This is a genomic window from Mycobacterium neumannii, from assembly GCF_002245615.1.
GTDB classification, from domain to species: domain Bacteria; phylum Actinomycetota; class Actinomycetes; order Mycobacteriales; family Mycobacteriaceae; genus Mycobacterium; species Mycobacterium neumannii_A.
Genome location: NZ_NKCO01000026.1, coordinates 26,889 through 52,628, shown reverse-complemented (window position 1 = coordinate 52,628; position 25,740 = coordinate 26,889). Strand labels below are relative to the sequence as shown.

The 25,740-nt window shown below is 67.5% G+C and carries 23 protein-coding genes and 1 pseudogene; 12 read left to right on the top strand and 12 right to left on the bottom strand.

Going from position 1 to position 25,740, the window contains the following annotated elements:
- The first annotated feature begins 74 nt into the window (after positions 1 to 74).
- The 3 genes from CEX88_RS22540 (at position 75) to CEX88_RS22530 (ending at position 3,752) form a co-directional block, all read left to right on the top strand.
- Positions 75 to 1,760, top strand: a complete 1,686-nt coding sequence (locus CEX88_RS22540; RefSeq protein ID WP_064396277.1) for a DEAD/DEAH box helicase — start codon at positions 75 to 77, stop codon at positions 1,758 to 1,760.
- Complete coding sequence (locus CEX88_RS22535) at positions 1,757 to 2,896, top strand: acyltransferase family protein (protein ID WP_094295201.1); 1,140 nt, start codon at positions 1,757 to 1,759, stop codon at positions 2,894 to 2,896. The genes CEX88_RS22540 and CEX88_RS22535 overlap by 4 nt, the downstream gene beginning before the upstream one ends.
- A 139-nt stretch (positions 2,897 to 3,035) precedes the next feature.
- Complete coding sequence (locus CEX88_RS22530) at positions 3,036 to 3,752, top strand: siderophore-interacting protein (protein ID WP_094295200.1); 717 nt, start codon at positions 3,036 to 3,038, stop codon at positions 3,750 to 3,752.
- An 11-nt stretch (positions 3,753 to 3,763) separates the two neighbouring features.
- Here the strand turns inward: CEX88_RS22530 and CEX88_RS22525 are convergent, their stop codons facing one another.
- From CEX88_RS22525 to CEX88_RS22515, 3 genes are all read right to left on the bottom strand, one after another.
- Positions 3,764 to 4,348, bottom strand: coding sequence for a TetR/AcrR family transcriptional regulator (locus CEX88_RS22525; protein ID WP_064396283.1), 585 nt, complete (start codon positions 4,346 to 4,348; stop codon positions 3,764 to 3,766).
- The gene (locus CEX88_RS22520; RefSeq protein WP_094295199.1) at positions 4,348 to 5,589 is read right to left on the bottom strand and encodes a cytochrome P450; all 1,242 of its coding nucleotides are present in this window, start codon (positions 5,587 to 5,589) and stop codon (positions 4,348 to 4,350) included. Before CEX88_RS22520 ends, CEX88_RS22525 begins: the two co-directional genes overlap by 1 nt.
- 111 nt (positions 5,590 to 5,700) lie before the next feature.
- On the bottom strand, positions 5,701 to 7,065 hold the full coding sequence (locus tag CEX88_RS22515; protein ID WP_238382168.1) for an FAD-binding oxidoreductase: 1,365 nt from the start codon (positions 7,063 to 7,065) through the stop codon (positions 5,701 to 5,703).
- Between the two features lie 100 nt (positions 7,066 to 7,165).
- On the opposite strand from CEX88_RS22515, the gene CEX88_RS22510 reads away from it, so the two are divergent.
- Entirely contained in the window at positions 7,166 to 9,781 is a 2,616-nt protein-coding gene (locus tag CEX88_RS22510; protein ID WP_094295224.1) for a LuxR family transcriptional regulator, read from the top strand.
- 27 nt (positions 9,782 to 9,808) lie between these two features.
- The gene (locus CEX88_RS22505; protein WP_094295198.1) at positions 9,809 to 11,365 is read left to right on the top strand and encodes an acyl-CoA synthetase; all 1,557 of its coding nucleotides are present in this window, start codon (positions 9,809 to 9,811) and stop codon (positions 11,363 to 11,365) included.
- Here CEX88_RS22505 and tap read toward each other — a convergent pair.
- Complete coding sequence (gene tap, locus CEX88_RS22500; RefSeq protein WP_094295197.1) at positions 11,362 to 12,591, bottom strand: multidrug efflux MFS transporter Tap; 1,230 nt, start codon at positions 12,589 to 12,591, stop codon at positions 11,362 to 11,364. The two genes, CEX88_RS22505 and tap, sit on opposite strands and share 4 nt — an antisense overlap.
- Before the next feature lie 83 nt (positions 12,592 to 12,674).
- Between tap and CEX88_RS22495 the strand changes: the two genes are divergently transcribed.
- Entirely contained in the window at positions 12,675 to 13,493 is an 819-nt protein-coding gene (locus CEX88_RS22495; protein WP_202931618.1) for a uracil-DNA glycosylase, read from the top strand.
- Here CEX88_RS22495 and CEX88_RS22490 read toward each other — a convergent pair.
- Complete coding sequence (locus tag CEX88_RS22490; RefSeq protein ID WP_094295195.1) at positions 13,468 to 14,061, bottom strand: TetR/AcrR family transcriptional regulator; 594 nt, start codon at positions 14,059 to 14,061, stop codon at positions 13,468 to 13,470. The genes CEX88_RS22495 and CEX88_RS22490 overlap by 26 nt on opposite strands.
- A 78-nt stretch (positions 14,062 to 14,139) precedes the next feature.
- Here CEX88_RS22490 and CEX88_RS22485 point away from each other — a divergent pair, with 78 nt between their 5' ends.
- Together CEX88_RS22485 and CEX88_RS22480 are read left to right on the top strand one after the other, a co-directional pair.
- Entirely contained in the window at positions 14,140 to 15,390 is a 1,251-nt protein-coding gene (locus CEX88_RS22485; protein WP_094295223.1) for an FAD-dependent oxidoreductase, read from the top strand.
- 5 nt (positions 15,391 to 15,395) lie between these two features.
- Positions 15,396 to 16,433 (top strand): LLM class flavin-dependent oxidoreductase, encoded by a 1,038-nt coding sequence (locus CEX88_RS22480; RefSeq protein ID WP_094295194.1) that lies wholly within the window; start codon positions 15,396 to 15,398, stop codon positions 16,431 to 16,433.
- Positions 16,434 to 16,518: 85 nt separating this feature from the next.
- Here the strand turns inward: CEX88_RS22480 and CEX88_RS22475 are convergent, their stop codons facing one another.
- Genes CEX88_RS22475 through CEX88_RS22465 form a run of 3 tightly spaced genes read right to left on the bottom strand, consistent with a single transcriptional unit; the run spans position 16,519 to position 17,918 of the window.
- The gene (locus CEX88_RS22475) at positions 16,519 to 16,980 is read right to left on the bottom strand and encodes a nitroreductase family deazaflavin-dependent oxidoreductase (protein ID WP_094295222.1); all 462 of its coding nucleotides are present in this window, start codon (positions 16,978 to 16,980) and stop codon (positions 16,519 to 16,521) included.
- A gap of 10 nt (positions 16,981 to 16,990) precedes the next feature.
- Entirely contained in the window at positions 16,991 to 17,428 is a 438-nt protein-coding gene (locus CEX88_RS22470; protein WP_068194338.1) for an HIT family protein, read from the bottom strand.
- Between the two features lie 16 nt (positions 17,429 to 17,444).
- Positions 17,445 to 17,918 (bottom strand): VOC family protein, encoded by a 474-nt coding sequence (locus CEX88_RS22465; RefSeq protein WP_094295193.1) that lies wholly within the window; start codon positions 17,916 to 17,918, stop codon positions 17,445 to 17,447.
- Between the two features lie 95 nt (positions 17,919 to 18,013).
- Here CEX88_RS22465 and CEX88_RS22460 point away from each other — a divergent pair, with 95 nt between their 5' ends.
- Together CEX88_RS22460 and CEX88_RS22455 are read left to right on the top strand one after the other, a co-directional pair.
- A complete protein-coding gene (locus CEX88_RS22460; protein ID WP_094295192.1) occupies positions 18,014 to 18,847 on the top strand; it encodes an AraC family transcriptional regulator in 834 nt (277 codons plus the stop codon).
- Between the two features lie 17 nt (positions 18,848 to 18,864).
- Entirely contained in the window at positions 18,865 to 20,244 is a 1,380-nt protein-coding gene (locus CEX88_RS22455) for an amidase (protein ID WP_094295191.1), read from the top strand.
- Here CEX88_RS22455 and CEX88_RS22450 read toward each other — a convergent pair.
- Positions 20,241 to 20,742: pseudogene (locus CEX88_RS22450) on the bottom strand (DNA-deoxyinosine glycosylase). The gene CEX88_RS22455 and the pseudogene CEX88_RS22450 overlap by 4 nt on opposite strands.
- A 34-nt stretch (positions 20,743 to 20,776) precedes the next feature.
- Here CEX88_RS22450 and CEX88_RS22445 point away from each other — a divergent pair.
- Complete coding sequence (locus CEX88_RS22445) at positions 20,777 to 21,895, top strand: adenylate/guanylate cyclase domain-containing protein (protein ID WP_066842539.1); 1,119 nt, start codon at positions 20,777 to 20,779, stop codon at positions 21,893 to 21,895.
- A gap of 102 nt (positions 21,896 to 21,997) precedes the next feature.
- Complete coding sequence (locus CEX88_RS22440; RefSeq protein ID WP_094295221.1) at positions 21,998 to 22,408, top strand: hypothetical protein; 411 nt, start codon at positions 21,998 to 22,000, stop codon at positions 22,406 to 22,408.
- A 1-nt stretch (position 22,409) separates the two neighbouring features.
- Here the strand turns inward: CEX88_RS22440 and CEX88_RS22435 are convergent, their stop codons facing one another.
- Genes CEX88_RS22435 through CEX88_RS22425 form a run of 3 tightly spaced genes read right to left on the bottom strand, consistent with a single transcriptional unit; the run spans position 22,410 to position 25,739 of the window.
- Complete coding sequence (locus CEX88_RS22435; RefSeq protein ID WP_094295189.1) at positions 22,410 to 24,623, bottom strand: heavy metal translocating P-type ATPase; 2,214 nt, start codon at positions 24,621 to 24,623, stop codon at positions 22,410 to 22,412.
- Positions 24,613 to 25,533 (bottom strand): hypothetical protein, encoded by a 921-nt coding sequence (locus CEX88_RS22430; RefSeq protein ID WP_066842535.1) that lies wholly within the window; start codon positions 25,531 to 25,533, stop codon positions 24,613 to 24,615. Before CEX88_RS22430 ends, CEX88_RS22435 begins: the two co-directional genes overlap by 11 nt.
- The gene (locus CEX88_RS22425) at positions 25,533 to 25,739 is read right to left on the bottom strand and encodes a heavy-metal-associated domain-containing protein (protein ID WP_066842533.1); all 207 of its coding nucleotides are present in this window, start codon (positions 25,737 to 25,739) and stop codon (positions 25,533 to 25,535) included. Before CEX88_RS22425 ends, CEX88_RS22430 begins: the two co-directional genes overlap by 1 nt.
- Between the last annotated feature and the right edge of the window lies 1 nt (position 25,740).

The window sequence follows — 25,740 nt, the reverse complement described above, 5'->3', positions numbered from 1 at the left end:
AATCGCGTCGACCAGGTCGCGCCGACACACCGCGTGGCGAATCGGGCTGCTCGCGGGCACTAGACTCGACGCCGATGACCTCCGCCGAGTCGGATGCGAGCCACGACGGCTCGACCGGCGACCTGACCTTCGACGACCTGCAGATTCACCCTTCGGTGCTGCGGGCCGTCGTCGACGTCGGCTACGAGACACCGTCGGCTATCCAAGCGGCCACCATTCCGGCAATGATGGCCGGTTCCGACGTGGTGGGTCTGGCCCAGACCGGCACCGGCAAGACCGCCGCGTTCGCGATTCCGATCCTGTCGAAGATCGACACCGACAGCCGGGCGACCCAGGCGCTGGTCCTGGCGCCGACGCGCGAGCTGGCGTTGCAGGTGGCCGAGGCGTTCGGCCGCTACGGCGCGCACCTGCCGGAGGTCAACGTGCTGCCGATCTACGGCGGGTCGTCCTACGGTCCGCAGCTGGCGGGGCTCAAACGCGGCGCCCAGGTCGTCGTCGGCACGCCGGGCCGGGTGATCGACCACCTCGAGAAGGGCCGCCTGGACCTGTCGCGGCTCGACTACCTCGTGCTCGACGAGGCCGACGAGATGCTGCAGATGGGCTTCGCCGAGGACGTCGAGCGCATCCTGTCCGACACCCCCGAGTTCAAGCAGGTCGCGCTGTTCTCGGCGACCATGCCGCCGGCGATCCGCAAGATCACCAAGAAATACCTGCACGACCCGGTCGAGGTCACGGTCAAGGCGAAAACCGCCACCGCAGAGAACATTTCGCAGCGCTACATCCAGGTCTCCGGCCACCGCAAAATGGATGCGCTGACGCGCGTGCTCGAGGTGGAAGAGGGCGACGCGATGATCGTGTTCGTCCGCACCAAACAGGCCACCGAAGAGGTCGCCGAGCGGCTCAAGGCGAGAGGCTTCGCCGCGGCAGCGATCAACGGAGACATCCCGCAGGCGCAGCGCGAGCGCACCATCGCCGCATTGAAGGACGGCAGGATCGACATCCTGATCGCGACGGATGTCGCCGCCCGTGGACTGGACGTCGAACGCATCTCGCACGTGTTGAACTACGACATCCCCAACGACACCGAGTCCTATGTGCACCGCATCGGTCGTACGGGCCGGGCGGGCCGGTCCGGGTCGGCGTTGCTGTTCGTGACGCCGCGCGAGCGCCATCTGCTCAAGGCCATCGAGAAGGCCACCCGGTCCAAGCTGGTCGAGGCGGAACTGCCCACGGTCGAGGACGTCAACGCCCAGCGGGTGGCGAAGTTCCGCGACTCGATCACCGAAGCGCTGAGCGCTCCGGGCGTCGACGTCTTCCGCAGCATCATCGAGGACTACGAACGCGAGCACGACGTGCCGATCGCCGACATTGCTGCGGCGTTGGCGACACAGGCGCACGGCGGTGACGAGTTCTTCATGGTCGAACCGCCGCCGGAGAAACGACGCGAACGCGAAGAGCGTCCCCGCCGCGACAAGCCCGACCGCAAACCGCGGGAAGGCCTGGCCACCTACCGCATCTCGGTGGGCAAACGGCACAAGGTCGGACCCGGCCACATCGTCGGCGCCATCGCCAACGAAGGCGGTCTGCACCGCAGCGACTTCGGCCACATCACCATCCGCCCGGATTTCTCGTTGGTGGAGCTGCCCGCCGATCTGCCGAGGAAGACACTCAAAGCCCTTGAGAACACCCGTATCTCGGGGGTGAAGATCAACCTGCAGCCCGACCGACGGCCGGACAAGGGCCGGCACAAGCAGAGATGACGCTGTCGCGCGGCTTGGACGCGCAGGGCGGACTGGAATCCGTCAGCAGGGTCGAACGTGTCTCCTCGCTCACCGGTATCCGCGCCGTCGCCGCGTTGTTGGTGATGCTCACCCACGCCGCGTACACGACCGGCAAGTACCCGCAGGGCTATGTCGGCCTGGTGTACTCCCGCGCCGAGATCGGGGTGCCGATCTTCTTCGTGCTCAGCGGATTTCTGTTGTTCTCGCCGTGGGTGAAGGCGTCCGCGGCTGGGAGGCCCGGACCTTCGGTGCGCCGCTACGCCTGGCGCCGGGTGCTTCGCATCATGCCCGCGTACGTCGTCACGGTCCTTGCGGCATACCTCGTCTACCACTTCCGCACGGCGGGCCCGAACCCCGGACACACGTGGGAGGGGTTGCTGCGCAACCTCACGCTGACCCAGATCTACACCGACAACTATCTGTATTCGTTTCTGCATCAAGGGCTTACGCAGATGTGGAGCCTGGCGGTCGAGGTCGCGTTCTACGCGGTGCTGCCGCTGCTGGCGTGGTTGTTGCTGGTGGTGCTGTGCCGACGACGGTGGCGTCCGGGCCTGCTGATCGGCGGACTGGCCGCCCTGGCGCTGATCACGCCCGCGTGGCTGATCCTGGTGCACACCACCGACTTTCTGCCCGACGGCGCGCGGCTGTGGCTGCCGTCGTACCTCGTCTGGTTCATCGGCGGGATGCTGCTTTCGGCGTTGCAACCGCTGGGGGTGCGGGCGTACGGCCTGGCGTGCGTACCTCTGGCGGTGGCGTGCTATTTCATCGCGTCCACGCCCATTGCCGGAGAACCGACGACCTCGCCCGCCGAGCTGCGCGAGGCGCTGGTGAAGGTGTTCTTCTACACGGTGATCGCCACGCTGGCGGTGGCGCCGCTGGCGCTCGGTGATCGCGGCGTCTACGCCCGGTTGCTGTCCAGTCGGCCGATGGTGTTCCTCGGCGAGATCTCCTACGAGATCTTCCTGATCCACCTGATCTTGATGGAGCTGGCGATGGTTGAGGTGCTGCACTATCCGATCTACACCGGTTCGATCGTCATGCTGTTCCTCGTCACCTTCGTGATGACCGTCCCGCTGGCGTGGCTCCTGCACCGGTTCACCCGCGTGCGGCCCTGACGGCACCGCGTTGACGAGTTGATCGCACCCACCAGGTGGGTGGGATCAACCTGCTAAGGCCCCCAAGCGTGCTATCTGCCGCTTCCGCACATCGGAGATTAGGGTAGCCTAACCGGGACAGCGACACGGAAGGCTAGTGATGTCGGACAAGAAGCCAACGCGAGGTTTCCAGGGCGCGGTGCTCAAGCTGCTGCGCGCGGGCGACTACCGGCTGACCGTGACCGGTAAACGCGAGATCAGCCCGCACTACCTGCGGCTGAGCTTCGACGCAGGCGGCATGCTCGAAGGCTCGCCGCTGCACCCGACGATGTGGATCCGCATGTGGTTCGCCGACGGCGAGAAGCTGCATCAGCGCGGCTACACGCTGGTCGACCCGAACCCACAAGCCGACACCGTCGACATCGAGTTCGCGCTGCATGACGGCGTCGCCTCGCACTGGGCGGAAAACGCGCAGCCCGGCGACACGATCGAGGTCACGGTGCTCGGCAGCAACTTCACGCTGCCCGAACCGCCGCCTGCCGGTTACGTGATCGTCGGCGACACCGCGTCGCTGCCCGCCATCAACTCGTTGCTGACCGCCATCGGCGACACCCCGGCGCGGGTGTTCCTGGAGGCGGCACACGACGACGACCGGCAGCTACCGGTCGCCCGCACCACCGACGTGATGTGGGTGGACCGCAAGAACGCCGGCGAGGCACTCGTGGAAGCGGTGGCCGCAGCCGCGTTCGACGCCCCCGACCACTTCGGATGGGTCGCATGCGACAACCGCACGACCCGCGCGGTGGCCAAGGTCTTCCGCGAGCAGTACAAGATCTCGAAGAAGGCGATCAAGGCTCAGGCTTACTGGGTGGCCTGACGAATCCGGCGCTAGAGCGTCGGCTCCCGTTGGCTGGGCAGCACGATCGGAACGACGAACTCCTCGAGCATCGACCGCTCGTCGTCCTCGTCGTGGCCGGGGAACAGCATCAGCGAGGTCATCACCCGCACCAGCCACCGCGCGCGGTGTGCGACCAACTCCGGTGCGTCGGGACCGAGCGAGATGACGAACGCCTCGGTCAGCGCCTTGATCACCTCGGACTCCTCGGCCATCTCCGCACCGATCGGTCGCTGGGTCGTGGCGAACCACGATGCCAGGGCTGGGCTTTCGCGCACGTTGCGCAGCGAGGCCAGCATCCCCTCGATCAACCGCTCACGCGGATCGGTCAGCGCGTTGATCTGTTCGGTCATCTCGCGGTACAGCCGGTAACTCTCGCGGTGCACGTAGGCGGTGTAGAGCGCTTCGCGGTTCTCGAAGTAGCGGTACAGCGTGGCGCGAGAACATCCTGCCGCCGAAGCGATCTCGTTCATGCCGACGGTCGCGGCCTCTTTCTGGGTGAACAGCTCACCCGCCGCGTCGAGAATTCGGTCCGCGGCCACCTCGGTGCGCCGCGCGGCCAACCAGTCACCGGCCATCAGGCGACCACCTCGAACGGAACGGACAGCGGTCGTCGTACATAACTGCCACCGGCCCAGACGATTCCGCTCTCGTCGACCTCGAAGTCGGGGATGCGCGTCAGCAGTTCGGTCAGAGCGACGCGCGACTGCATGCGCGCGGCCGCCGCGCCGAGGCAGTGGTGCGCGCCGTGGCTGAAGGTCAAGATGTTACGGGGTCTGCGCGTCACGTCGAGTTCGGATGCGTTTTCGCCGAATTGGCGTTCGTCGCGGTTGGCCGATGCGTAGAGGAACAGCACCCGCCTGCCCTCCGGGATGGTGGTGTCGGCCACCGTCACATCGCGGGTGACGGTGCGGGCCAGCCCCTGCACCGGTGAGGTCATGCGCAAGAACTCGTCGACCGAATCCGGTATCAGGTCCGGGTTTTCGACAAGAAGGCGACGCTGGTCGGGCCGCTGATGGAGCAACTGGACCGAGCCGCCGAGCATGCCGGTGGTGGTGTCGTTCCCGCCGGTGACCATGGTGAAGGTGAACGCGAGGATCGACAGCACACCGGCGATGTCGCCGTCGGCACCCACACCCGCGGCCACCAGATGCGACACGGTGTCGTCCTCTGGCTGGACCCGTCGCCGCTCGATGAGATCGGTGAAGTATGCCATCATCTCGCCCAGCTTGTCGCCGAGCGTCTCGAGCGCACCGCCGATTCCGCCGTCGGCGGTGTTGGCGGCGACGATCGCCTCGGTCCAGCCGTCGAACTTGTCGCGATCGGCCTCCGGTACGCCGAGGTAGTGGGCGACCACCATGGACGGCAGCGGTTTGAACAGTTCGGCGACGATGTCGCCGCCGCCGTTGCTCCGGATGCGCTCGATGCGCTCGACGACGTAATCGCGGACCTTCGGCTCGACCGCCTCGACCTGCCGAGGCGTGAATCCCCGCGACACCAGCTTGCGGAACTCGGTGTGCACGGGCGGGTCCTGCATGACCATCGGCGGGTTGTCGGCCAAGCCGATCAGTTCGAGCTCCCCGTAGTTGACCGTGAGCCCCTGCGCCGAAGAGAACGTCTCGTGATCACGCGCGCCGGCCCAGATGTCGGCATGGCGCGACATGACGTAGTAGTCGTGATCCGGCCGGTCGCTCGGCACGACGTGGTGTACGGGATCGTGGTCGCGCAGGGACTGATACATCGGCCACGGATCGGCCCACGTGTCGGCGTTGGCGAGCTGGAATCGAACCGGCGTGTCATGAGACAGAGCAGCCGTCATGTCTCATTGGTACGACAGAACCTGGGGCCATGTCAATAGCATCGACCTCGAAACCGACGAATTGGTCGAGGCCGGCGGGTGATTTCAACCAATACGTCGGTCTCGGCGCAATCAAATCGCGGCACCCGGGTTGAGGAGGTTGTCCGGATCGAGCGCGGCCTTGATCCGCCGGTTGAGCTCCATCGCCTCCGGGCCGATCTGACCGGCCAGCCACGGCCGCTTCAGCCTGCCGACCCCGTGTTCGCCGGTGATCGTGCCGCCCAGGCTCACGGCCAGATCCATGATCTCGCCGAACGCCTGGTGGGCGCGGTCGGTCATCGCGGGATCGGCGGGGTCGTAGACGATCAGCGGATGCGTGTTGCCGTCGCCCGCATGCGCGATCACCGAGATCAGCAGTTCGTGGTTGGCCGCGATCTTGGCCACGCCGCCGACGAGATCGGCCAACGCGGGCAATGGAACTCCGACGTCCTCGAGCAGCAGCGAGCCCTTCAACTCCACGGCCGGAATGCAGAACCGCCGCGCGGCGACGAAGGCCTCGCCCTCCTCGGGGTCCGACGTCGAGAACACTTCCTTGGCGCCGTGTTCGGTGAAGACGTCGGCCATGAACCGGGCGTCTTCGGCGCCGGACGGACCACGGTCGTCAGAGGCGGCCACCAGCATCGCGGCAGCGCTGCGGTCGAGGCCCATCTTCAGCTTGTCCTCGACGGCGTTGATGGCCGCCGAGTCCATGAACTCCAGCATCGAAGGCCGGATCCTGGCCGTGATAGCGACGACGGCCGCCGCCGCGGATTCCACCGAGCCGAAGGCCGCGACCACAGTGCACGCCGCCGACTGCGCGGGCAGCAGCTTCAACGTCACCTCGGTCACCACGCCGAGCGTGCCCTCGCTGCCGACGAACAGCTTGGTCAGCGGCAGCCCGGCGACGTCTTTGAGCCGCGGACCGCCGAGCCGCACCGCGGTGCCGTCGGCGAGCACCACCTGCAGGCCGAGCACGTAATCCGTTGTGACGCCGTACTTCACGCAGCACAGGCCACCGGCATTGGTGGCAACGTTGCCGCCGATGCTGCAGATCTCGAACGACGACGGGTCCGGCGGATACCACAGCCCGAACTCCGCGACCGCCTTCTTGACCTCCGCATTGAGCAGACCAGGTTGGACGACGGCGGTGCGCGTCACCGGGTCGACGGCGATGTCGCGCATCTTCTCGGTCGTCAGCACGATGGCGCCGTCGAGGGCCGATGCGCCGCCGGACAGGCCGGTGCCCATACCGCGTGGCACCACAGCGATCTTGTTCGCGGTCGCCCAGCGCAGTACGGCTTGTACCTCTTGGGTGCTGCGCGGACGCACCACCGCCAGCGGTGTGCCCGCGTTCGGGTCGAACGCCCGGTCCTGCCGGTATGACCCCAGGATGTCCGGATCGGTGACGACGGCTCCCTCGGGCAGCGCGTCGACCAGATCGGCCAGGGGTGACTCCACAGCGCCATGGTACGAGCCGGCGGCTTCGACAGGTCCGGAGCCGCGTGACGGCGGCTCGAAAACCCGCGCGGGTGGGAGAACGGCGGGATATAGTTCCGCCGTGATCAGCGGGGATCCGCTGGCGGGACGTGACGGCGAACTGGCAATCATTCGTCGCGCACTCAGCGGGGGCGCCGACGCATCCGGCGTCGTGCTCGTCGGCGCCGCAGGGGTGGGCAAGACCCGGCTCGCACGTGAGGTGCTTCGGCTCGCCGACCGCGCGGGCGACCGCACGAACTGGATCGTCGGCACCGAATCCGCGAAAGCGCTACCGCTGGGCGCGTTCACCGCCGTCATCGACGAGGCCGTTGCCGAGCCGGTGCCCAACATACGCCGACTGGTCAATTCCCTTGTCGGCCAACATCGTCACGGCCGCACCCTGATCGGGGTCGACGACGCGCATCTGCTCGACGGGCTGTCCGCGCACGTGGTGCATCAGCTTGCGCAGGCCCGGGCGGCCCGTCTGGTCGTCACCCTTCGCGCGGGCGCCGACGAACCCGATGCGATCACCGCGCTGTGGAAGGACGGACTGCTCGTCCGCCTCGACCTCGCACCGCTGTCCGTCGACGCGGCCCGCGCCGTGATCGAGCAGATCCTCGGTGGTGCGGTCGACGCCCGTAGTGCTCACCGGTTCTGGAAGCTGACCGGCGGCAACGCCCTCTTCCTGCGCCAGTTGGTCACCGATCAGATCGACGCAGGCCGGCTACGGCAGACGGCTGGGGTATGGATCTGGGACGGCGGCGTGGCGGTGTCGCAGAGCATCAGTGACATGGTCGGGCGCCAACTGCGTGAACTGACCCCGGCTGTCGCCCTCGTCGTCGACACGCTGTCGCAGTGCGAACCGCTGGAGGTCGACGCCCTGTGCGACGTCGTGGACCGGGACGCGCTGGAGACCGCCGAGCGGTTGCGGCTGGTGACCGTCGAGCGAAGCGGGGCCCATTTGGCGGCGCGCCTGGCCCATCCGCTGTTCGGCGAATTGCGTCGGGCCACCGCCGGCGAGCTCTACCTGTCGACGATCCGCGGCAGGTTGGCCAACCGGCTCGCCCAGGACGGTGAGTCCGACGGTCAGGCGACGGTGCGACGGGCACTGCTCGCGCTCGAATCAGACCTGCCACCGGACACCGAGCTCTTCCTGACGGCGGCTCGGGGCGCAATGACGCTGCTCGACCTCGAACTGGCCGACCGGTTCGCGACCGCGGCAGCCGACGCCGGTGCCGCCGAGGCGCCGGGGCTGCGCGCGTTGAACCTCTTCCTGCTCGGCCGCGGCGCGCAGGTCGAGGAAGTGTTGAGCCGGATGGTCGGCGACGGCACCGCAAGCGCACACCGCTGGTCGATTGTGAGGGCGGCCAACCTGATCTGGATGCTCGGCCGCATCGACGACGCGTGTGCGGTGCTGACCCGGCTGGCATCGGGTCCCGAGTCGACGGCCGAGCAGTTCGCGCGCATGGCCGTCGAAGCGTGCGTCGACGCCGCATCGGCGCGATGTGACGCCGCAGCCCAAAAGGCCACGGCCGCACTGGAGTCGGGACTGCTGACCGACTTCGACGCGATGTTGGCGGCTGTGGCGCTGACGATGGCGCTTGGTGCGCTCGGCCGGGCCGACGAACTTACCGCGGTCGCGGAGTCGGCGCTGGAGCGGGCGATGACGTCGTTTCAGGCGTCGCACATGCGGTTCTGGTTCGCCAGCGTGTATGCCCGGGCCTGCCGGTTGACCGGACATGTCGACGAATGTGAGGCTATGACACGGCGAATCGCGGACTCCGCCAAAGAGATGCCGAGCCTGGCCTACGCCAATCTGGCGTCGCTGCTGGGTAACGCCGAACTCATGCGGGGCAACGTCCGCGCAGGGGTGACGCTGTTGCACGAGGCGTTGGCCGGTGTGCAAAGGCATGGTGTGACAAGCGGTTTGCGGCCGGCCACCTGTTTCGCCCTGGCCGAGGCGCACGCGAAACTGGGTGAGGGGAAGGCGGCCGAGCACGCAATCGCCGAGGCGTGTGAGAGCGTGCCACCCGACTACGTGTTCATGCAGACGGCGCTGAGCATCGCCACCGGTTGGTCCTTGGTGGCCAACGGATGCGTCACAGACGCCAACGCCACCGTGCGAGCGGCGGCGTTCCAAGCCCGCACGCGTCGCCAGCCCACTCACGAGCTGGCGTGTCATCAGGCGGCGGCGCAGTGGGGTGACACATCGTGCGCCAAGCCCGCACGTGAACTCGCCGACGCACTCGGGTTGCCGTTGGCCGATGCCGTTGCGCGCCATACAGAAGCGCTGGCCGCCGACGACGGCGAAGGATTGCTCGCGGCCGCCGACGCCTACCGCACCATCGGTGACCGGGCGGCCGCAGCGGACGCCGCCGCGCAAGCGGCGGTCGCGTTCACCCGCGGCCAGCACCGCAAGCGCGGCCTGTATGCCGCCGCCGTGGCCAAAGAACTCAGCGACGCCTGCGGGGGACTGTGCACACCGGCCCTGAGGGTTCCGGCCAGTCAACCGCTGACCGGCCGTCAGCGCGAGATCGTCGAGTTCGTGGTGGCCGGTTTGTCGAACCGTGAAATCGCCGAGCGGCTGGTGATGTCGGTGCGCAGCGTCGAGGGCCACATCTATCGCGCGTGCCAACGGGTCGGGGCGAGTTCTCGTGAGGAACTCGCCGCAATCGCCAGGCAGGGCCCTGCTCGCTAACGGAGGCTCTTCGGGAAAGGTCGCTCCATGGACGAGATCCACTACCGCAATGCCGGATTCGGCGACTGGGCGACCCGCCGTGCCTTCCTCTGCGGTGACCGGGTCGCCCTGATCGACGGGGACCGCCGGATCACCTACACCGAATTCGACCGGCGCACCAATCGGCTGGCGCAGGCGTTCCACGCGTGTGGCGTGCGGCAGGGTGACCGCGTGGCCGGGCTGATGACCAACTGCTCCGCCTTTCTCGAGACGCTGTTCGCCACCGGCAAGCTCGGCGCGGTGTTCGTACCCATCAATTTCCGGCTTGCCGCACCCGAAGTCGCCTACCTGCTCTGTGATTCCGGTGCGGTCGCCTTCGTGTGGTCAAATGGGCTATCGGCGGTCGCACGGGCGGCGTACGCCAACGAGGCCGTTCGAGTGCGGACGCGGGTGGTGGTCGGCGGTGAAGTCGAGGATGGGGAAACGGACTTCGAGCAACTCCTCGCCAGCGGTGAGGATCGCCCTGCGGACGCCGACATCGCCGGTAGCGACTTGTGTTGCCTACCATACACTTCGGGCACGACGGGCCGGCCCAAGGGAGCGATGCTCACCCACGACAACCTGTTCTGGAATACGATCAACGGCGTTTGCGCCGGGAGAGGGCTACGCGAAGGGGACCGGACCGTCACGGCGGCGCCGTTGTTTCACATCGGTGGGCTCAGCGTGCACACTCTGCCGCTGATCTACGTCGGCGGCACCAACGTGTTACTGCCCGCTTTCAGCCCCCCGGAAGTGCTAGCCGCGATGGTGCGTGAACGCGCCACGGTCCAGTTTCTCGTACCGGCGATGTGGGCGGCGCTCATGGCCGTGCCCAATTTTGAGTCCTACGATTTGTCGGCGCTCGAATTGGCCGTCAGCGCGGGCGCACCGTGTCCGATGCCGGTGCTCGAGTACTTCCGGGCCGGTGGTGTTCCGTTCCAGGGGAGCTTCGGTCTCACCGAAACCGGAGGCGTCACGCTCCTCGACGCCGACCACGTCACGGAGAAGTTCGGTTCTGTCGGCCGATCGCTCTTCCACGTGCAGACCCGTGTCGTGGACGACCAGGACCGCGACGTCGCCACCGACATGGTGGGTGAAGTCGTGGTCCGCGGACCCGCCGTTTTCGCGGGCTACTGGAAGAAGCCCGAAGCGACAGCCGAAGCGATCCGTGGCGGGTGGTTCCACACCGGCGACCTGGGACGCATGGATGCGGACGGTTTCATCACCTTGGTCGACCGGAAGAACGACATGATCATCACCGGCGGTGAGAACGTCTACCCGGTCGAGGTCGAGCAGGTGCTCTATCGCCACTCGGCAGTCCATGAGGTCGCGGTGGTCGGCGTCGCGGACCCCAAATGGGGCGAAACACCGATCGCGGTGGTCGCCCTCGAGGACGGTGCGCGGGCCACTGAGGACGAACTGATCGCATACGCGCGGGAGCGGTTGGCCCATTTCAAGTGCCCCACCCGGGTGGAGTACGTCCCGGAACTGCCCCGCAACGCTTCGGGCAAGGTGCTCAAGACGGCGCTGCGCGACGAATTCGACGGCCGACCGTCACGCCGTTAGACCGTTGGCGGGTGGTCGAGTTCGCGCAGGCCGGGCAGGAACACGGCGATGATGCCCAGCAGCAGCATCGGCAGCGCCAGTGCGAGGAACGTGGTGTGCAAGCCGGCCGAGTCGGCAAGCGGCCCGGCGATGATCAGTCCCAGCGGACCCGCCGCATACGCCAGCGATCCCATCACGCCGACCACCCGGCCGCGAAGATGCTGCGGTGCCCGCGTCTGCATGACGTAGTTGTAGATCGGTTGGATCGGCCCGTAGACCAGCCCGACGATCGCCGAGAGCACCAGGATCAGCGGTAGCGGCGGCAGGAATGCGATGACCGTCATCGCGACTCCCAGCGTCAGCACCGCGGTCAACATCGTCACCCGACGGCTGATGTACTTCGAGGACACCGCATAGCCGAGCGCGCCCACCAGGCCGCCGATGCTCAACGCCATCAGCACCCAACCGAGTTGCACGGGTTCGTCGCGGTCGGTGAAGTACTTGGGGAACAGGACCGACTCCATCGGCATGTAGAGCCCGGTCACCACCAGGTCGACGATCGCGAGCGTGCGAAGGACCCTGTTGTGCCAGACGAACCTCAGCCCTTCCACGACGCCCGCCCACACCCCCTCGGGCAGGGAGGTGCGGTCGGGCGTACCGGCTCCCTCCAACCGCAGGACGGCGATCGCGGCGATCGAGAGGATGAATGCCGACGCGGTGACCCACATCGTGTTGATGCCGCCCAGTGTGGCGATCAGCAGGCCGCCGATGCCGGGTCCGACGATGTAGGCGAGGTTGAACACCGCCTCGTAGACGCTGTTGGCGCGGTCCAGCGTCCACCCGGCGCGAATCGCCGCTTCGGGCAGCATCGTCTCGCGAGCGGTCATCCCCGCTGGGTCGAAGAAGGCGCCCAGCGCGGCCAACGCGGCGAGCACCGCGACGTTGACGGCCTCGACGCCGAACGTCAGCGCCAGCACGGGCACGGCGGCCACCGACAGCGCGGAAAGGGCATCGGAGATCATCGAGACCAGCCGCCGGCCCAGATAGTCGACGGCGGCCCCTGCGATCAGCGTCGCGACGAGCAACGGCAGCGAGCCCGCCATCGCCACGATCGAGGCGTCGAGCGCAGAGCCGTTGCGTTGCAACACCAGCCATGGGAACGCGACGAGCGAGATTCCGTTGCCGGCACCGGCCGTGAGCGCGGCGAAGAAAATCAGTATCAGGGGACCGCGCCGGCTATCCGTCATGAGTTATCGCGGCAGAATCTAACAGCGCACAGGCCCGTTCGGCATCAGATTTCCCTACCAGGCACAGTGGTGCTGTGCAGCGCTTGCCTCACCCGCGGACCGGTGGGCGGTTCACGTCGCCGGTTCCTCCCGGCTCGGGCTGGCCGGGTGACCCCGCCACGTCTAGGACCGCCGTCGCGCAGACCGCCGCGCACGTCGTGTCGATGGCCGCGGCGACGCAGTCGCTCGCAGAGCTCGACGCCGAGGTATCGGTGTGCCGCGCCTGTCCCCGTCTGGTCGAGTGGCGTGAGGAGGCCGCCGTCGTCAAGCGCAGGTCCTACGCCGACGAGCCGTACTGGGGCCGTCCGGCTCCGGGCTGGGGGTCATCGCGGCCCCGGGTGTTCGTCGTCGGTCTCGCGCCCGCGGCCCACGGGGCCAACCGCACCGGCCGGATCTTCACCGGCGACCGGTCGGGCGATTTTCTGTTCGCGGCGCTGCACCGGGTGGGCCTGGCGAACCAGGCGCTGTGTGTCGACGCGGCAGATAGCTTGGCGCTCAACGAGACCCGCGTGGCCGCCGCCGTGCGCTGTGCACCGCCGGCCAATGCGCCGACACCCGCCGAACGCGCGACCTGCGCTCCGTGGCTGGATGCCGAATGGCGGCTGACGGCTGCGCACGTGCGCGTGGTCGTCGCGCTCGGCGGGTTCGCATGGCGGGCGGCGCTGCAGATGCTGCGCACGGGCGGTGTGCCGGTGCCGGTGCCCGCGCCGAAGTTCGGCCACGCCGCCACCGCCGAGATGGGCGGCGTCACGTTGGTGGGCTGCTACCACCCCAGCCAGCAGAACACGTTCACCGGCAAGCTGACGCCGCAGATGTTCGACGATGTGTTCCGCACGGCTAAGGCGCTAGCGTCCGTCGAATAGTCGCGAACTGGGCGACGGCCAACTCCTGCAGGGCCGAATCCGCGAAGTCGTCGTAGTGCGCGATGGTCCATTCGTCGAAGACCTGCAGAATTCGGAAAACGAGCTCCGCCTGCAACGGCTCGGGCAGGTCGGTGCGGACGGCACCGGATCGACGACCGACGTGCAGCACCCGGCGCACCCACTCCCGGACTGCTCCGAGCGCTCCGCCGACGGCGGTTTTCGCCGGGTCGGGGGCCTGCAGGTAGAACATCCGTCCCAGCAGCAGGAATGTGGGCTCGCGCTGCGAGGCCCGGACGAGCTTCGTGAAGTACCGTTCGATTTTCGGCCAGAATTCCGTTCCCGCGAATTCCTCGGGCTCGATGACGTCGATTTCGGCTGCCACTTCAGCGATCAATTCCCCCACCACGAATTCGTAGAGTTCCGCCTTCGAAGACAAGATGTAGTAGAACGAACTCTTGCTCATCGCGCACTGCTCGATGATCCGGTTGAGCGACGCGTGTTCATAACCCGCGGAACCGAATTCGAGGGCCGCCGTCTCCACCAAACGCCGTCGCCTCTCTGCGGGCATGCGGGCGATTCTTGCCGAGGTCACGATTCAGGATAACAGAGTGGACCACCCGGTCCACTTAATGGTAGCGTGGAAAACATGTTGAGTCCGAGAAGCCTAGAAGAGCAATACCAGCAGGCGACCGCGGACGAATTGCGAATTTTGGTTGTCGGCGCCGGGATCGCCGGTGTGACGGTTGCGCAACTGCTCCGCGGGGACGGCAGGCACCCGGTCCTGATCGAGCGCGCCGAAAGCGCGCCCGCGCAGGGCTACATGCTCGCGTTGATGCCGATGGTCGACGCCGCACTCGACGACCTCGCCGTGCGCGACGCGTATCGCGCGGCGAGCGTTCCGCTGAAGCGGTACGCCGTGCACGGTCACACCGGCCGCATGCTGCGGACGGACTCGACCGTCGACCTGATGTCGCGGTACGGCGACTACCGCGGCATTGCCCGCGGTCGGCTGATCGATGTACTGGCCGAGGCGGGCTGCCCGGTGACGTACGACTCGGTGGTCACCGACCTGGCGGAGACGTCGGCGGGTGTCGACGTCCGCGTGAGGAGCCAAGGCGCCGATCACCGCTTGCATTTCGATCTCGTCGTGATCGCCGACGGAATGCACTCGAAGTCACGCGATTTCGTGTTCGAGGGGCAATCGGTGCAGTGGGAGGACACCGGCTGGGGCGGCTGGGTGGTGTGGGCGCCCGACGAAGGCGACTCCGATCTCGGTGAGGAGTTGTGGGGAGCGGGCGGCATGGTCGCGATGTATCCGGTGGCCGATGCGCTCGGGGTGTTCCTCGGCGGGCCGCGTGAGGACACCGCGGCAGGTCCCGCGCCCTTCGTCACGGCGATGCGCCGTGGCCTCAAGACCGTCAACCCCAGACTGGACCGCGCGATGGCCGCCGTCGCCACCGATCCGGCTCCCTACTACTGGTCGTTGACCGACTGCCGCGCCCCGCGCTGGACGACCGAGCACACCGTTCTGCTCGGTGACGCGGCGGCCGGGTTTCTGCCGACCGCCGGCGTGGGTGCGGGCATGGCGATGGAGTCGGCGTGGGTGCTCAGCCGCGTGCTCCGCCATGCGCCCCGCATCGCACTCGGTGAGCTGCTGCGCGCCTACGAACGCGGACAACGTCCCCGCATCGAGGCGGCCCAGGACAACTCGCGCCAACTCGCCAAGGTGATGTTCCGCCGCAGCCGGTCGCTCGCCGTCGCCCGCGAGCTCGCGATGCGCGTGATGAGCGTCGAACGCGCGCTGCGGCCGATCCAGCGCCTCCTGCAACAGCAGCCCGACCCGGAAGCGCTGGTGGACGCGGTACGGGGAACGTCCATGCGCTCAAATGCGTTGTGATTGCTATGCGTCTCTCAGTCCTTGATCTCGTACCGGTGCGCACCGACCAGTCGACCTCCGATGCGCTGGCAGCGTCGACGCGGCTCGCGCAGACCGCCGACCGCCTCGGCTACACCCGCTTCTGGGTCGCCGAGCACCACAACATGCCCTCGGTGGCGGCCACCAGCCCACCGGTGCTCATTGCGCACCTCGCTGCGCACACCGAACACATCCGGGTCGGATCCGGCGGGGTGATGCTGCCGAATCACGCGCCGCTGGCCGTCGCCGAGCAGTTCGCACTCTTGGAGGCGGCCCACCCTGGACGCATCGACCTCGGCATCGGCCGCGCGCCGGGCTCGGACCCGGTGACGTCGATGGCGCTGCGCGGTGCCGCCGGTCGCGACGATCGTGACATTGAGGCCTTCCCCGACTACCTCGACGACGTGGTCGCTTTGATGAGTGCGCGCGGCGTGCGCGTGCCGATTCCGAATCAGCGTTACGTCCTCAAGGCGACACCCGCTGCGGTGAGCGAACCGAAGCTGTGGCTTCTGGGGTCGTCGATGTATTCGGCGCACTTGGCCGCCGCGAAGGGACTGCCGTACGTGTTCGCCCACCACTTCTCGGGCCAGGGCACCGCGGAGGCGCTGGAGGTGTACCGCTCGGAGTTCCGGACCAGTGAGCTGGCGCCCGAACCCGTCACCTTCCTCACGGTCAACGCGGTCGTCGCCGAAACACGTGAGGAGGCAGAGGCTTTGGCGTTGCCCAACCTTCAGATGATGGCGCGGCTGCGCACCGGTCAACCGTTGGGTCCGTTGGATCTCGTCGAGGACGCCCAACAGCAGGAGCTCACACCGCAGGCGCAGCGCATCGCCGAAGCCTCCTTCGGGCGCGCTGTCGTCGGGGATCCGACCGAGGCGGCCGAGCAGGTGCGTGCGCTGGCCGACCGGTTCGGTGTCGATGAGGTCATGGTCAACCCGGTGGCTTCGGCCCGCCGCGGCACCGACCCGGCGACCGCGCCAGCGCGCGACAACACGCTGGAACTGCTGGCCAAAGAGTTGTTCTAGGCCGGCGTCAACCGGCGGGCCGGTTATCAGGCGTCAACCGGCGGGCCGGTTATCAGGCGTCAGCCGGCGGGCCGGTTATCAGGCGTCAACCGGCGGGCCGGTTATCAGGCTTCAGCCTGACCACCGGGATCGGACGTGACGTCCGCTTCTGATAGCCGATGTAGCGGTCCTTGTTGCCGCGCATCTCGTTGACGATCTTCCACAGTCGCGGGAAGTCGGGATCATCGTGAGTGACGGGGGTCGCGGTGACCTTGATCCGCTTCGGGCCGACGTTGATCTCGACGTTCGGATCGGCCTTGAGGTTGTGATACCACCCGGGCGCTTTCGGTTCGCCTCCCTTGGACGCGACCACCAGATAGTCGTCTCCGTCGCGGGTATAGGCGAGCGAATTGGACCGCTGCAAACCGGTTTTCGCGCCGACCGTGTGCAGGATCAGCATCGACGGTGCGCCAGGGACTGTGTGGCCGATGCGGCCGTTGGTGCCCTTGTAGATCTTGTCGTGCAGCAACAGCATCGGGTAACCGATGTACTTCTCGTACCAGGGCATGCTCATGGGCTCAGTCTTGCGCAGCCGAGTCGAGTTCCGCCAGCGCCTCGCGCAGCAGCCGTCCCGACTCCTCACGGTCCGGGTCGCGGCGAAGGAGCATGTTCTTGGCGAACGAGAGCTTGTCGCCCTGCTGTCGCGGCAGCACGTGCAGATGGATGTGGAACACCGTCTGAAACGCGGCCTTGCCGTCGTTGATCACCACGTTGTTGCCGTCGGCGTGCAAACCGGACCGGCGTGCGGCACGCGCGATCCGCTGGCCCACCCGCGCCAAGGTGGCGACGGTCTCCGGCGGCGTGTCGGTCAGGTCCACCGTGTGCCGCTTCGGGATCACCAGCGTGTGTCCGCGGCTGAACGGGCGGATGTCGAGGATGGCGAGGACGTCGTCGTCTTCGTAGATGCGGATGGCCGGGGCCTCGCCGGCGACGATGGCGCAGAACACACAGGACATGCCGCCACGGTAGCGCTCAGCCCGCGACGTTCTCGTTCGCCCATGCGGCCAACCGCCGATCTCGCTCCTCACCAGAGATGTCCTCGACGCGTGTCATCACCGACCAGCGAGTGCCGAACGGGTCGACGATCGACGCGAACCGGTCGCCGGTGACGAACGTCTGCGCCGGTTCTCGCACGACGGCTCCGGCCTGTTCGGCCCTCGACACGACCGCGTCGACGTCCTCGCAGTACAGCCCGATCGAATACGTGGCAGGTCCGGATGGGTCCGGCGCGGCGATCTGGTACGCCTCGGCGGGATCGCCGAGTTGCAGGCGGCCGTTGCCGAAGTCGAGTTCGGCGTGCGCCACGGTGCCGTTCGGACCGTCCATACGGTCGACCAGCGTGGCGCCGAACACCGAGGTGTAGAAGTCGATCGCGGCCGCGGCGCCGTCGAGGCAGAGGAAGGGGGTCAGGCTGGTGTAGCCCTCGGGCATCTTGTTGACGGTCATGGTCGCCACTTTGGATGCCCCATGCCCCGGGGTTATTGGAATTTCGCGACAGTCCGAATGCCTCGGGCATGGCGACGTTTCGTAGCCTCGATCCCATGTGCGATGGCGGAACGTCGGTACATGCGAAGCCCGTGCGCGGTGTCGTCGGGCGCGCCGCGAGCGCCTCGGTATTCGACCTCGACCGCTGGGCTCCTTCGCGCCGAGCGGCTCCGTTCGTTGAGCACTTCTGGTCGGTTCAGTGGGATCTCGCTGACGAAGAGCCGTTCACCAGCACGGTGATCACATTTCCGTCGGTGCACATCACTCATGAATGGGGCAGTGACAAAGCGCGCCACGGCTTTGCGTTACCGAACAATTTGGTGCACGGCGTCGTGGACCGCGTGTTCGAGACGACCATCGGCGGACGCGGCGCAGTGGTGGGCGCGCGATTCCACCCCGGAGGCTTCACCGCGCGCTTCGATCGCGACGCGTCGACCCTGACCGGACGAGTGGCGCCGGTGGACGATGGTCTCTTCGGCTCGGTGGTCGATCTCCACGACGATGTGGCATCGGCCGCCCTGCGCCTCGACGATTTGATCGCGGCACACAGCGGTGGACTCGACGAGACCTACTTGGCCCTCCGCGATCTGGTCGACCGGATCAGTGACGACGATCAGCTGCACCGGGTGGAACAGGTGATGCACCTGTCGCCGTGGAGCACGCGCACCACACAACGGGTCTTCCGCCGGTATGTCGGCGTGCCGGTCAAGTGGGTGCTGTGCCGCTACCGACTGCAGCAGGCGGCGCTCGAGATCGAGACGAACCCGGGCGTGGACTTCGCCGACCTCGCCGTGCGCCTCGGGTGGTACGACCAAGCGCATTTCATCAACGATTTCCGGACGATGCTGGGTGCTACACCCGGTGAATACGCCGACCGACACCGGGTCTGAGCGGCTACGCTGCGGCCGTGGACACCAGCGAGCTTGTCTTCGCAGGCGCCGCTGAGCAGGCGCGGTTGCTCGCGTCCGGCGTCATCACCGCTCCGGAATTGCTCGGCCACTATCTCGAGCGGATCGCTCGACTCGACACCACGCTTCGCTCGTACCGCGTGGTGCTCGAAGCCGGCGCACGACGCGAAGCGGACGCCGCGCAACGGCGGCTTGACGCGGGGGAGCGGGCGCCATTGTTGGGCGTGCCGATAGCGATCAAGGACGACGTCGACATCGAGGGTGAGACGACGACCTACGGCAGCGCCGCACACGGGCCCGCCAAGACCCGCGACGCGGACGTGGTGCAGCGGCTACGCGACGCGGGCGCGGTGATCATCGGCAAGACCACGGTGCCGGAGCTGATGCTGTGGCCGTTCACCGAGACGGTGACGTTCGGCGCGACCCGCAACCCGTGGAACGTCGACTTCGCGCCCGGCGGAAGCAGCGGCGGAAGTGGCGCGGCGGTGGCCGCGGGTCTGGCGCCGATCGCGCTCGGTTCCGACGGAATGGGCTCCATCCGCATTCCGGCGACGTGGTGCGGACTGTTCGGCCTCAAACCGCAACGAGACCGGGTGCCCATCGCGCCGCACGACGACGCGTGGAACGGCCTCAGCGTCAACGGCCCGATCACCAGAACGGTGGAGGACGCGGCGCTGTTCTTGGAGGCGACGACGGGGGAATCCGGATTCGTCGCGGCCGCCTCCGCAGAACCTCGACGCCTCCGAATTGCGTTGAGCGACAAGCTTCCTCCGCTGCTGACGAGCCGGGTGGGACATGCGCAGCGCGCGGCGCTGAAGGAGTCGGGTGAGCTGCTGCGGGAACTCGGTCACGAGGTGGTCGACCGCGACCCGGATTACCCGGCATCGGTGATGATCGACCAGGCACTGCCGCGGTATTTCAGGGGCTGCTACGACGACGTCCAGACGCTGCCCCATCCGGAGCGGCTGGACGCCAGGACACGCAGCTTCGCACGGGTCGGCGGAATGATCTCCGATCGGAGGATGGCGGCCATCCGCGACGCGGAAGCCCGTACCGCCGACCGGATTCAGTCCATTTTCGACGACGTGGACGTGGTGCTCACCCCGGGGACGGCAAGGGGCCCCTCGCGCATCGGGGCGTATCAGCGCCGGGGGATGCTGTCGACGCTGTTGTCGGTGGCCTCGCGAGTGCCGTTCCAGGCGTTGTTCAACGTGACGGGTCAGCCGGCGGCGGTGGTGCCGTGGGGTTTCGACGGTGCCGGCGTACCGACGTCCGTGCAGTTGGTGGGCAGGCCCTTCGATGAGGCGACGCTGCTGTCGCTCGCCGGGCAGATCGAGCGCGTACGCCCGTGGGCGCACCGGCGTCCGCCCGTGTCCTAAGTCGCCGCCTCGGAAAGGGCTTCGCGCCAGATCGTGAGCTTGTCGGCGAATGGCATGGTCTGCGCCGGGCTTGTCGACGGCAGTCGTCGGTACCGCAGATCGCTTGCGACGCGGACGAGCCGCGTGAAGTTTCTCTCGGCCGCCGCACCGTTGAACAGCACCACTTCGATGCCGCGGTGTTCATCGAAGAAGCGCTGAAAATCGTTCGGCACCATGCTTTCCAGCCTCACCGCGGAGTCGAGGCTGCCCTCGCGCTGACAGGAGTGCAAGACGTCCCAAGCGGCGATCCCGTGAGCCGTCAGTCCAGTGCAACGCTGCTCGTACGGCGCGTCGGCCGCGAACCCGAAGACGTCGCCCATGACGCCAGAAGGCATTGCGTGGGTTGTCGTAATACCGCTGGGCGGCGAGCGAGATGACGCTGGGCATATTGCCCAGGATCAAGGTGTGCGCATCAACGCCGACAATCGGCGGCAACCCGTACAGCACCGGTGAACCCATCCCTCGACTATCGCACGCGGTATACGTTGGGCCGGTGGCCGATGACTTCGACGTCGAAGGGTCCGGTCTGCTCGACGGGCTCGAAGGTGACGAGCGCGCCGAGCGCGCCGAGCTGGTCGAGTGGTTGGTGAGCAAAGGCATCGACGTCGAGGTGATCCGAGACGCGTTCCTGCCGATGCTGCTCGGCGCGCGTCAGGCGCTCGGCGACGACGGGGTCTACGTCTCCGCGCGCGAAACCAGCGAGAAGACCGGCATCGATCTCGAACTGCTGCAGCGTATTCAACGCGCGATGGGACTGCCCACAGTCGATGACCCCGACGCCAAGGTCCATCTGCGTGCCGATGCCGAAGCCGCGGCGTACGGTCAACGTTTCATCGAGATCGGAATCCTGCCCGACCAGATCATCCAGATCACGCGCGTGCTCGCAGAGGGGCTGTCGAAGGCCGCGGAGGTGATGCGGTACGCCGGGCTGGCTTCGGTGCTCGACCCTGGCGCATCCGAAGTCGTCATCGCCAAGAACGCCGAGGCCCTGGTGCGTACGGCCGATCCGCTGCTCGGTCCGATGATCCAGGACATGTTGCGGTTGCAGTTGCGCCATCTGATGGAGACCGAGGCGATCACCGCGTCAGAGCGCGCGAAGGGTCAACGGCTGCCGGGCGCACGGCTGGTGACGATCGCGTTCGCCGATCTCGTCGGTTTCACCAGACTCGGCGAGGCGGTGCCCCCGGAGGATCTGGAACAGCTCGCCCACCGGCTGTTCGATCTCGCGCATGAGGCGTCCGTCCCGCCCGTGCGGTTCGTCAAGACGATCGGCGACGAGGTGATGCTCGTGAGCCAGGAACCGGTACCCCTGCTCGACGCGGCGCTGACCCTCGTCGAGCAGACCAACGACGACGAGGACTTCCCACGGCTGCGCGTCGGCCTGGCCACCGGAATGGCGGTGAGCCGCACCGGTGACTGGTTCGGCGGGGCGGTGAACCTCGCGAGCCGCATCACCAGCGCCGCGCGGCCCGGCACCGTTCTGGTCTCGGAGTCGACGCGCGACGCCGTCGGTGACGATGAGGGGTTCTCGTTCTCGTTCGCGGGGGCGCGACATCTCAAGGGCATCAAGTCGGATGTGAAGCTGTTCCGCGTGCGACGGGGAGGCGACTGAACTTGGCAGCGGTTCGAACCATTGTTCGAGGCAGCGAAGGGCCGTGAGACGACCGCTGGCATTTCGAAACGGCTGCTGGCGTAGGTGATCTACGATCCAGGAATGAGCCGCGTCGCAAAAGCCGTGCTGGTCACGCTGTTCGTCGCATCATCCGGTCTGCTCGGTGTGGGTCCGGCGAACGCGCAACCGCCGCAGCCGGCATGCGGCTACACGCTGTCGCCGCCGCAGGTTGTGAACACCGGCGGCGTGAGCAAGGTGACGGCGACGGTCTCGTTCCTCGCTTGCGGTGCGCCGTTCCAGCCGGCGTACAGCGTCGCGTGCGTCCACCAGGCCGGCCATGACTCTCAGGGGCAGTGCACGCAGGCGCGAGGGCCGGCCGCCGCGCAAGTGTTCTTCGAGCCGTATCAGCCGGGCGGGACCTACATCGCGAGCGGGCGCGGCTGCGGCAAGGTCTTTCAGGACGCGCTCGAGCCGAACTGCGACATGCTCGGCCCGATCAACGCGACGCTGTAGATCACCGCGACGCGGTAGCCGAGAACCGGCGCAGCCGAAGGCTGTTGCTGACGACGAACACCGAACTGAATGCCATCGCCGCACCGGCGATCATGGGGTTCAGCAACCCGGCCGCCGCCAACGGCAACGCCGCGACGTTATAAGCGAACGCCCAGAACAGGTTTCCCTTGATCGTCGCCAGCGTCCTGCGAGACAGGCGGATTGCGTCGGGGACCGCGTTCAAGTCGTCGCGGACCAAGGTCAGATCGCTCGCCTCGATCGCGACGTCGGTGCCGCTTCCCATCGCGAGTCCGAGATCAGCCTGGGCGAGGGCCGCCGCGTCGTTGACGCCATCGCCGACCATCGCGACCACCTTGCCGTCAGCTTGCAGGCGCTGAACGGCATCCACCTTGTCCTGCGGCAGTACTTCGGCGACGACATCCTCGATGCCCACCTCCGCGGCGATCGTGCGGGCCGCGGCCTCGTTGTCGCCGGTCACCATGATCGGCTTCAGCCTCAGCGCACGAAGCCGCGAGATCGCTTCGGGTGAAGTCGGTTTGATCGCATCCGCGACCACCAACACCCCCCGGGCCTCACCGTCCCATCCGACGACGACGGCGGTGCGACCCTGTGATTCTTCCTGCCGCACCGTGACTTTCAGCGACGCGGGAAGCTCGTGCGACGACAGCAGCCGTTGCCGTCCGACGGTCACATCGCGCCCGTCGACCCGTCCGCGCACCCCGAGACCGCGCAGGTTGGTGAAACCTTCGACCGTCGGCAGCTCACCCAGCTTCTCCCGCGCGCCTGTCACGATGGCCCTGGCGATCGGATGCTCGGAACCATCCTCGACCGCACCGGCCATCCGTAGCACGTCGTCGGGCCGTTCAGCGTCGGCGGCGACGACGTCGATCAACGTCATCCTGCCGGTGGTGATGGTCCCCGTCTTGTCCAACACGATGGTGTCGATTCGCCTGGTCGACTCCAGCACCTCGGGCCCCTTGATCAAGATGCCCAGCTGCGCGCCGCGACCCGTACCGACCATGAGGGCGGTCGGCGTGGCCAACCCCAGCGCGCACGGGCATGCGATGATCAGCACTGCCACCGCCGCGGTGAAGGCCATCGCGGCCGACGCCCCGGTGCCCAACCAGAAGCCCAGAGTCGCAACCGATAGCGCGATCACAACCGGCACGAACACACCCGAGATCCGGTCGGCCAGCCGCTGTGCGTCGGCCTTCCCGCTCTGGGCGTCCTCGACCAGCCGCGCCATCTGGGCAAGCTGCGTGTCGCCGCCGACCCGCTTGGCCCGCACCACGAGTCGGCCGTCGACGTTAACCGTCGCACCCACGACCTCGTCACCGGGTCCGACGTCCACCGGAACCGCTTCGCCAGTCAGCATCGACGCATCCACCGCCGAGGCCCCCTCGACCACGACGCCATCGGCGGCGATCTTCTCACCGGGCCGCACCACGAATTCGTCACCGACACCGAGCTGATCGATCGGAATCCGTTGTTCGCGGCCATCGCTGCGAATCACGACGTCCTTGGCGCCCAGCTCCAGCAAGGCACGCAGGGCCGCGCCCGCGCGCCGCTTGGAACGCGCTTCGAAATATCGCCCGGCCAGAATGAACGTGGTGACCCCTGCGGCGACCTCGAAGTACACGCTGCCCGAGCCGTCGGTGCGTGACAGCGTCAGCTCGAAGCCATGGGTCATTCCCGGGATGCCTGCGGTGCCCCAGAACAACGCGTAGACCGACCATCCCAGCGCGGCGAGCGTGCCCATCGAGATCAGCGTGTCCATGGTAGCGCTGCCGTGGCGCAGGTTCGCCCATGCGGCACGGTGAAACGGCCACGCCCCCCACACCACTACCGGCGCCGTCAGCGTCAGCGAGAGCCACTGCCAGTTCGTGAACTGCAGAGCGGGGATCATCGCCATCGCGATCACCGGAACCGTCAAGGCGAGTGAGACCAGCAGCCGGTACCGCAGGGTGGCGGTCGGATCGTCTTCGACGGCGGTCGCCTGTTCGGTAGGCAGGTGCGCTTGATACCCCGCGTCTTCGACGGTGGCCACCAACGCCTCCGGGGTCACGTCTGCGCTGTACTGGACGCGCGCCTTCTCGGTGGCGAAGTTGACTGTGGCCGTCACGCCCTCGATCTTGTTGAGCTTGCGCTCGATTCGGTTCGCGCATGACGCACAGGTCATACCGTCGATGGACAGCTCGATCGTGTCAGTGGCCATGGCCGGCCTCGCCGTGGTCGTGGGTGGGGACGTCCTGCTGCGCGGAGGAGGGATCGACCGACACGGTGAACTCGGCTGTGCGCACGACGTCGCGGTGTTGGAAGTCAAGGAAAAGGCGGTACTGCCCGGCGCTGGGGAACGTGGTGTGGAACTCGATCGCCGGGCCCGGGCGTGTACCCGGGTCGCCGGGTCCGCCCATCGGATGCACGTGCAGATATGCGAGGTCGGCGGCCCGCAGCGCAACGAGGTGGCCGTAAGCCCCCAAGTACGGCTGCAGGTTGTCGACCGGAATCCCGTTGCGGTGGACGTTGAGCGTAAGAGTCGATGCCTCACCGGCTTTCGGGGTCCCGCTGAGCGTGACGGTGTAGTCGTCGACGGTCGCTGACGTGTCGGCCGCGGGCAGTGGAACGGGGGAGTATGGGCCTGCGACATGCACGTTGGCCCCGAGCGTGAGCGCGGGACCGCCGCTGGGCACGAAGTCGGCGAAGACGCGGTAGTCGCCCGCGCGGCCGAAATCCACGGGAGTCCGCCATGTGCCGCGGTCGTCGAGCACAGGGTGAAGGTGCTGGAAAGCGGACAGGTCGTTGCGGACCACGATCAGGTGCAACAGCTTCTCGTGAGTTTCGTCGAAATGCGTCACGGGAGAACCCTGCTGGTCGAGGATCCTGAACTCCAGAGGAGAGTCTCGGTTCGCCGGCGGGAGCGGTTGTGGCACGTCCAGCGTGTAGCCGCTCTCGGTCACCTCTAAGCCGCCGGGCGCCTCGGTGGCCTGTGCATCTGCGTGAGCGGTGGAGTGCTGCGCGGTAGCGGCATCACCCTCAGGGCCGAACGAGCGGCCGACCCACATCGAGGCTGCGAACACCACCGCGAGCGCGGCGATGAACGCGGCGATCCGAGGGGCGGTCTTCATCAGCTCGCCAACTTATAGCCGGCCTCTTCCACGGCGGCCTTGATGGCGTCGGCCCCGACGGGGGCGTCACTGTCGATGGTCACCGCTCCGCTGGCGACATCCACGTCGACCGCCTTGACGCCCGGGATCTCCCCGATCTCCTCGCGCACCGATGCGGCGCAGTGTTGGCAGGTCATTCCGGTGACTGTGACAGTGGTGGTAGCCATG

Excerpts from the sequence above, each read along its gene's own strand:
- CEX88_RS22540 (WP_064396277.1), top strand. The coding sequence starts at position 75 with ATGACCTCCGCCGAGTCGGATGCGAGCCACGACGGCTCGACCGGCGAC.
- CEX88_RS22535 (WP_094295201.1), top strand. The coding sequence starts at position 1,757 with ATGACGCTGTCGCGCGGCTTGGACGCGCAGGGCGGACTGGAATCCGTC.
- CEX88_RS22530 (WP_094295200.1), top strand. The coding sequence starts at position 3,036 with ATGTCGGACAAGAAGCCAACGCGAGGTTTCCAGGGCGCGGTGCTCAAG.
- CEX88_RS22525 (WP_064396283.1), bottom strand. The coding sequence starts at position 4,348 with ATGGCCGGTGACTGGTTGGCCGCGCGGCGCACCGAGGTGGCCGCGGAC.
- CEX88_RS22520 (WP_094295199.1), bottom strand. The coding sequence starts at position 5,589 with ATGACGGCTGCTCTGTCTCATGACACGCCGGTTCGATTCCAGCTCGCC.
- CEX88_RS22505 (WP_094295198.1), top strand. The coding sequence starts at position 9,809 with ATGGACGAGATCCACTACCGCAATGCCGGATTCGGCGACTGGGCGACC.
- tap (WP_094295197.1), bottom strand. The coding sequence starts at position 12,591 with ATGACGGATAGCCGGCGCGGTCCCCTGATACTGATTTTCTTCGCCGCG.
- CEX88_RS22490 (WP_094295195.1), bottom strand. The coding sequence starts at position 14,061 with ATGCCCGCAGAGAGGCGACGGCGTTTGGTGGAGACGGCGGCCCTCGAA.
- CEX88_RS22485 (WP_094295223.1), top strand. The coding sequence starts at position 14,140 with ATGTTGAGTCCGAGAAGCCTAGAAGAGCAATACCAGCAGGCGACCGCG.
- CEX88_RS22480 (WP_094295194.1), top strand. The coding sequence starts at position 15,396 with ATGCGTCTCTCAGTCCTTGATCTCGTACCGGTGCGCACCGACCAGTCG.
- CEX88_RS22475 (WP_094295222.1), bottom strand. The coding sequence starts at position 16,980 with ATGCCCTGGTACGAGAAGTACATCGGTTACCCGATGCTGTTGCTGCAC.
- CEX88_RS22470 (WP_068194338.1), bottom strand. The coding sequence starts at position 17,428 with ATGTCCTGTGTGTTCTGCGCCATCGTCGCCGGCGAGGCCCCGGCCATC.
- CEX88_RS22465 (WP_094295193.1), bottom strand. The coding sequence starts at position 17,918 with ATGACCGTCAACAAGATGCCCGAGGGCTACACCAGCCTGACCCCCTTC.
- CEX88_RS22460 (WP_094295192.1), top strand. The coding sequence starts at position 18,014 with ATGTGCGATGGCGGAACGTCGGTACATGCGAAGCCCGTGCGCGGTGTC.
- CEX88_RS22440 (WP_094295221.1), top strand. The coding sequence starts at position 21,998 with ATGAGCCGCGTCGCAAAAGCCGTGCTGGTCACGCTGTTCGTCGCATCA.
- CEX88_RS22435 (WP_094295189.1), bottom strand. The coding sequence starts at position 24,623 with ATGGCCACTGACACGATCGAGCTGTCCATCGACGGTATGACCTGTGCG.
- CEX88_RS22430 (WP_066842535.1), bottom strand. The coding sequence starts at position 25,533 with ATGAAGACCGCCCCTCGGATCGCCGCGTTCATCGCCGCGCTCGCGGTG.
- CEX88_RS22425 (WP_066842533.1), bottom strand. The coding sequence starts at position 25,739 with ATGGCTACCACCACTGTCACAGTCACCGGAATGACCTGCCAACACTGC.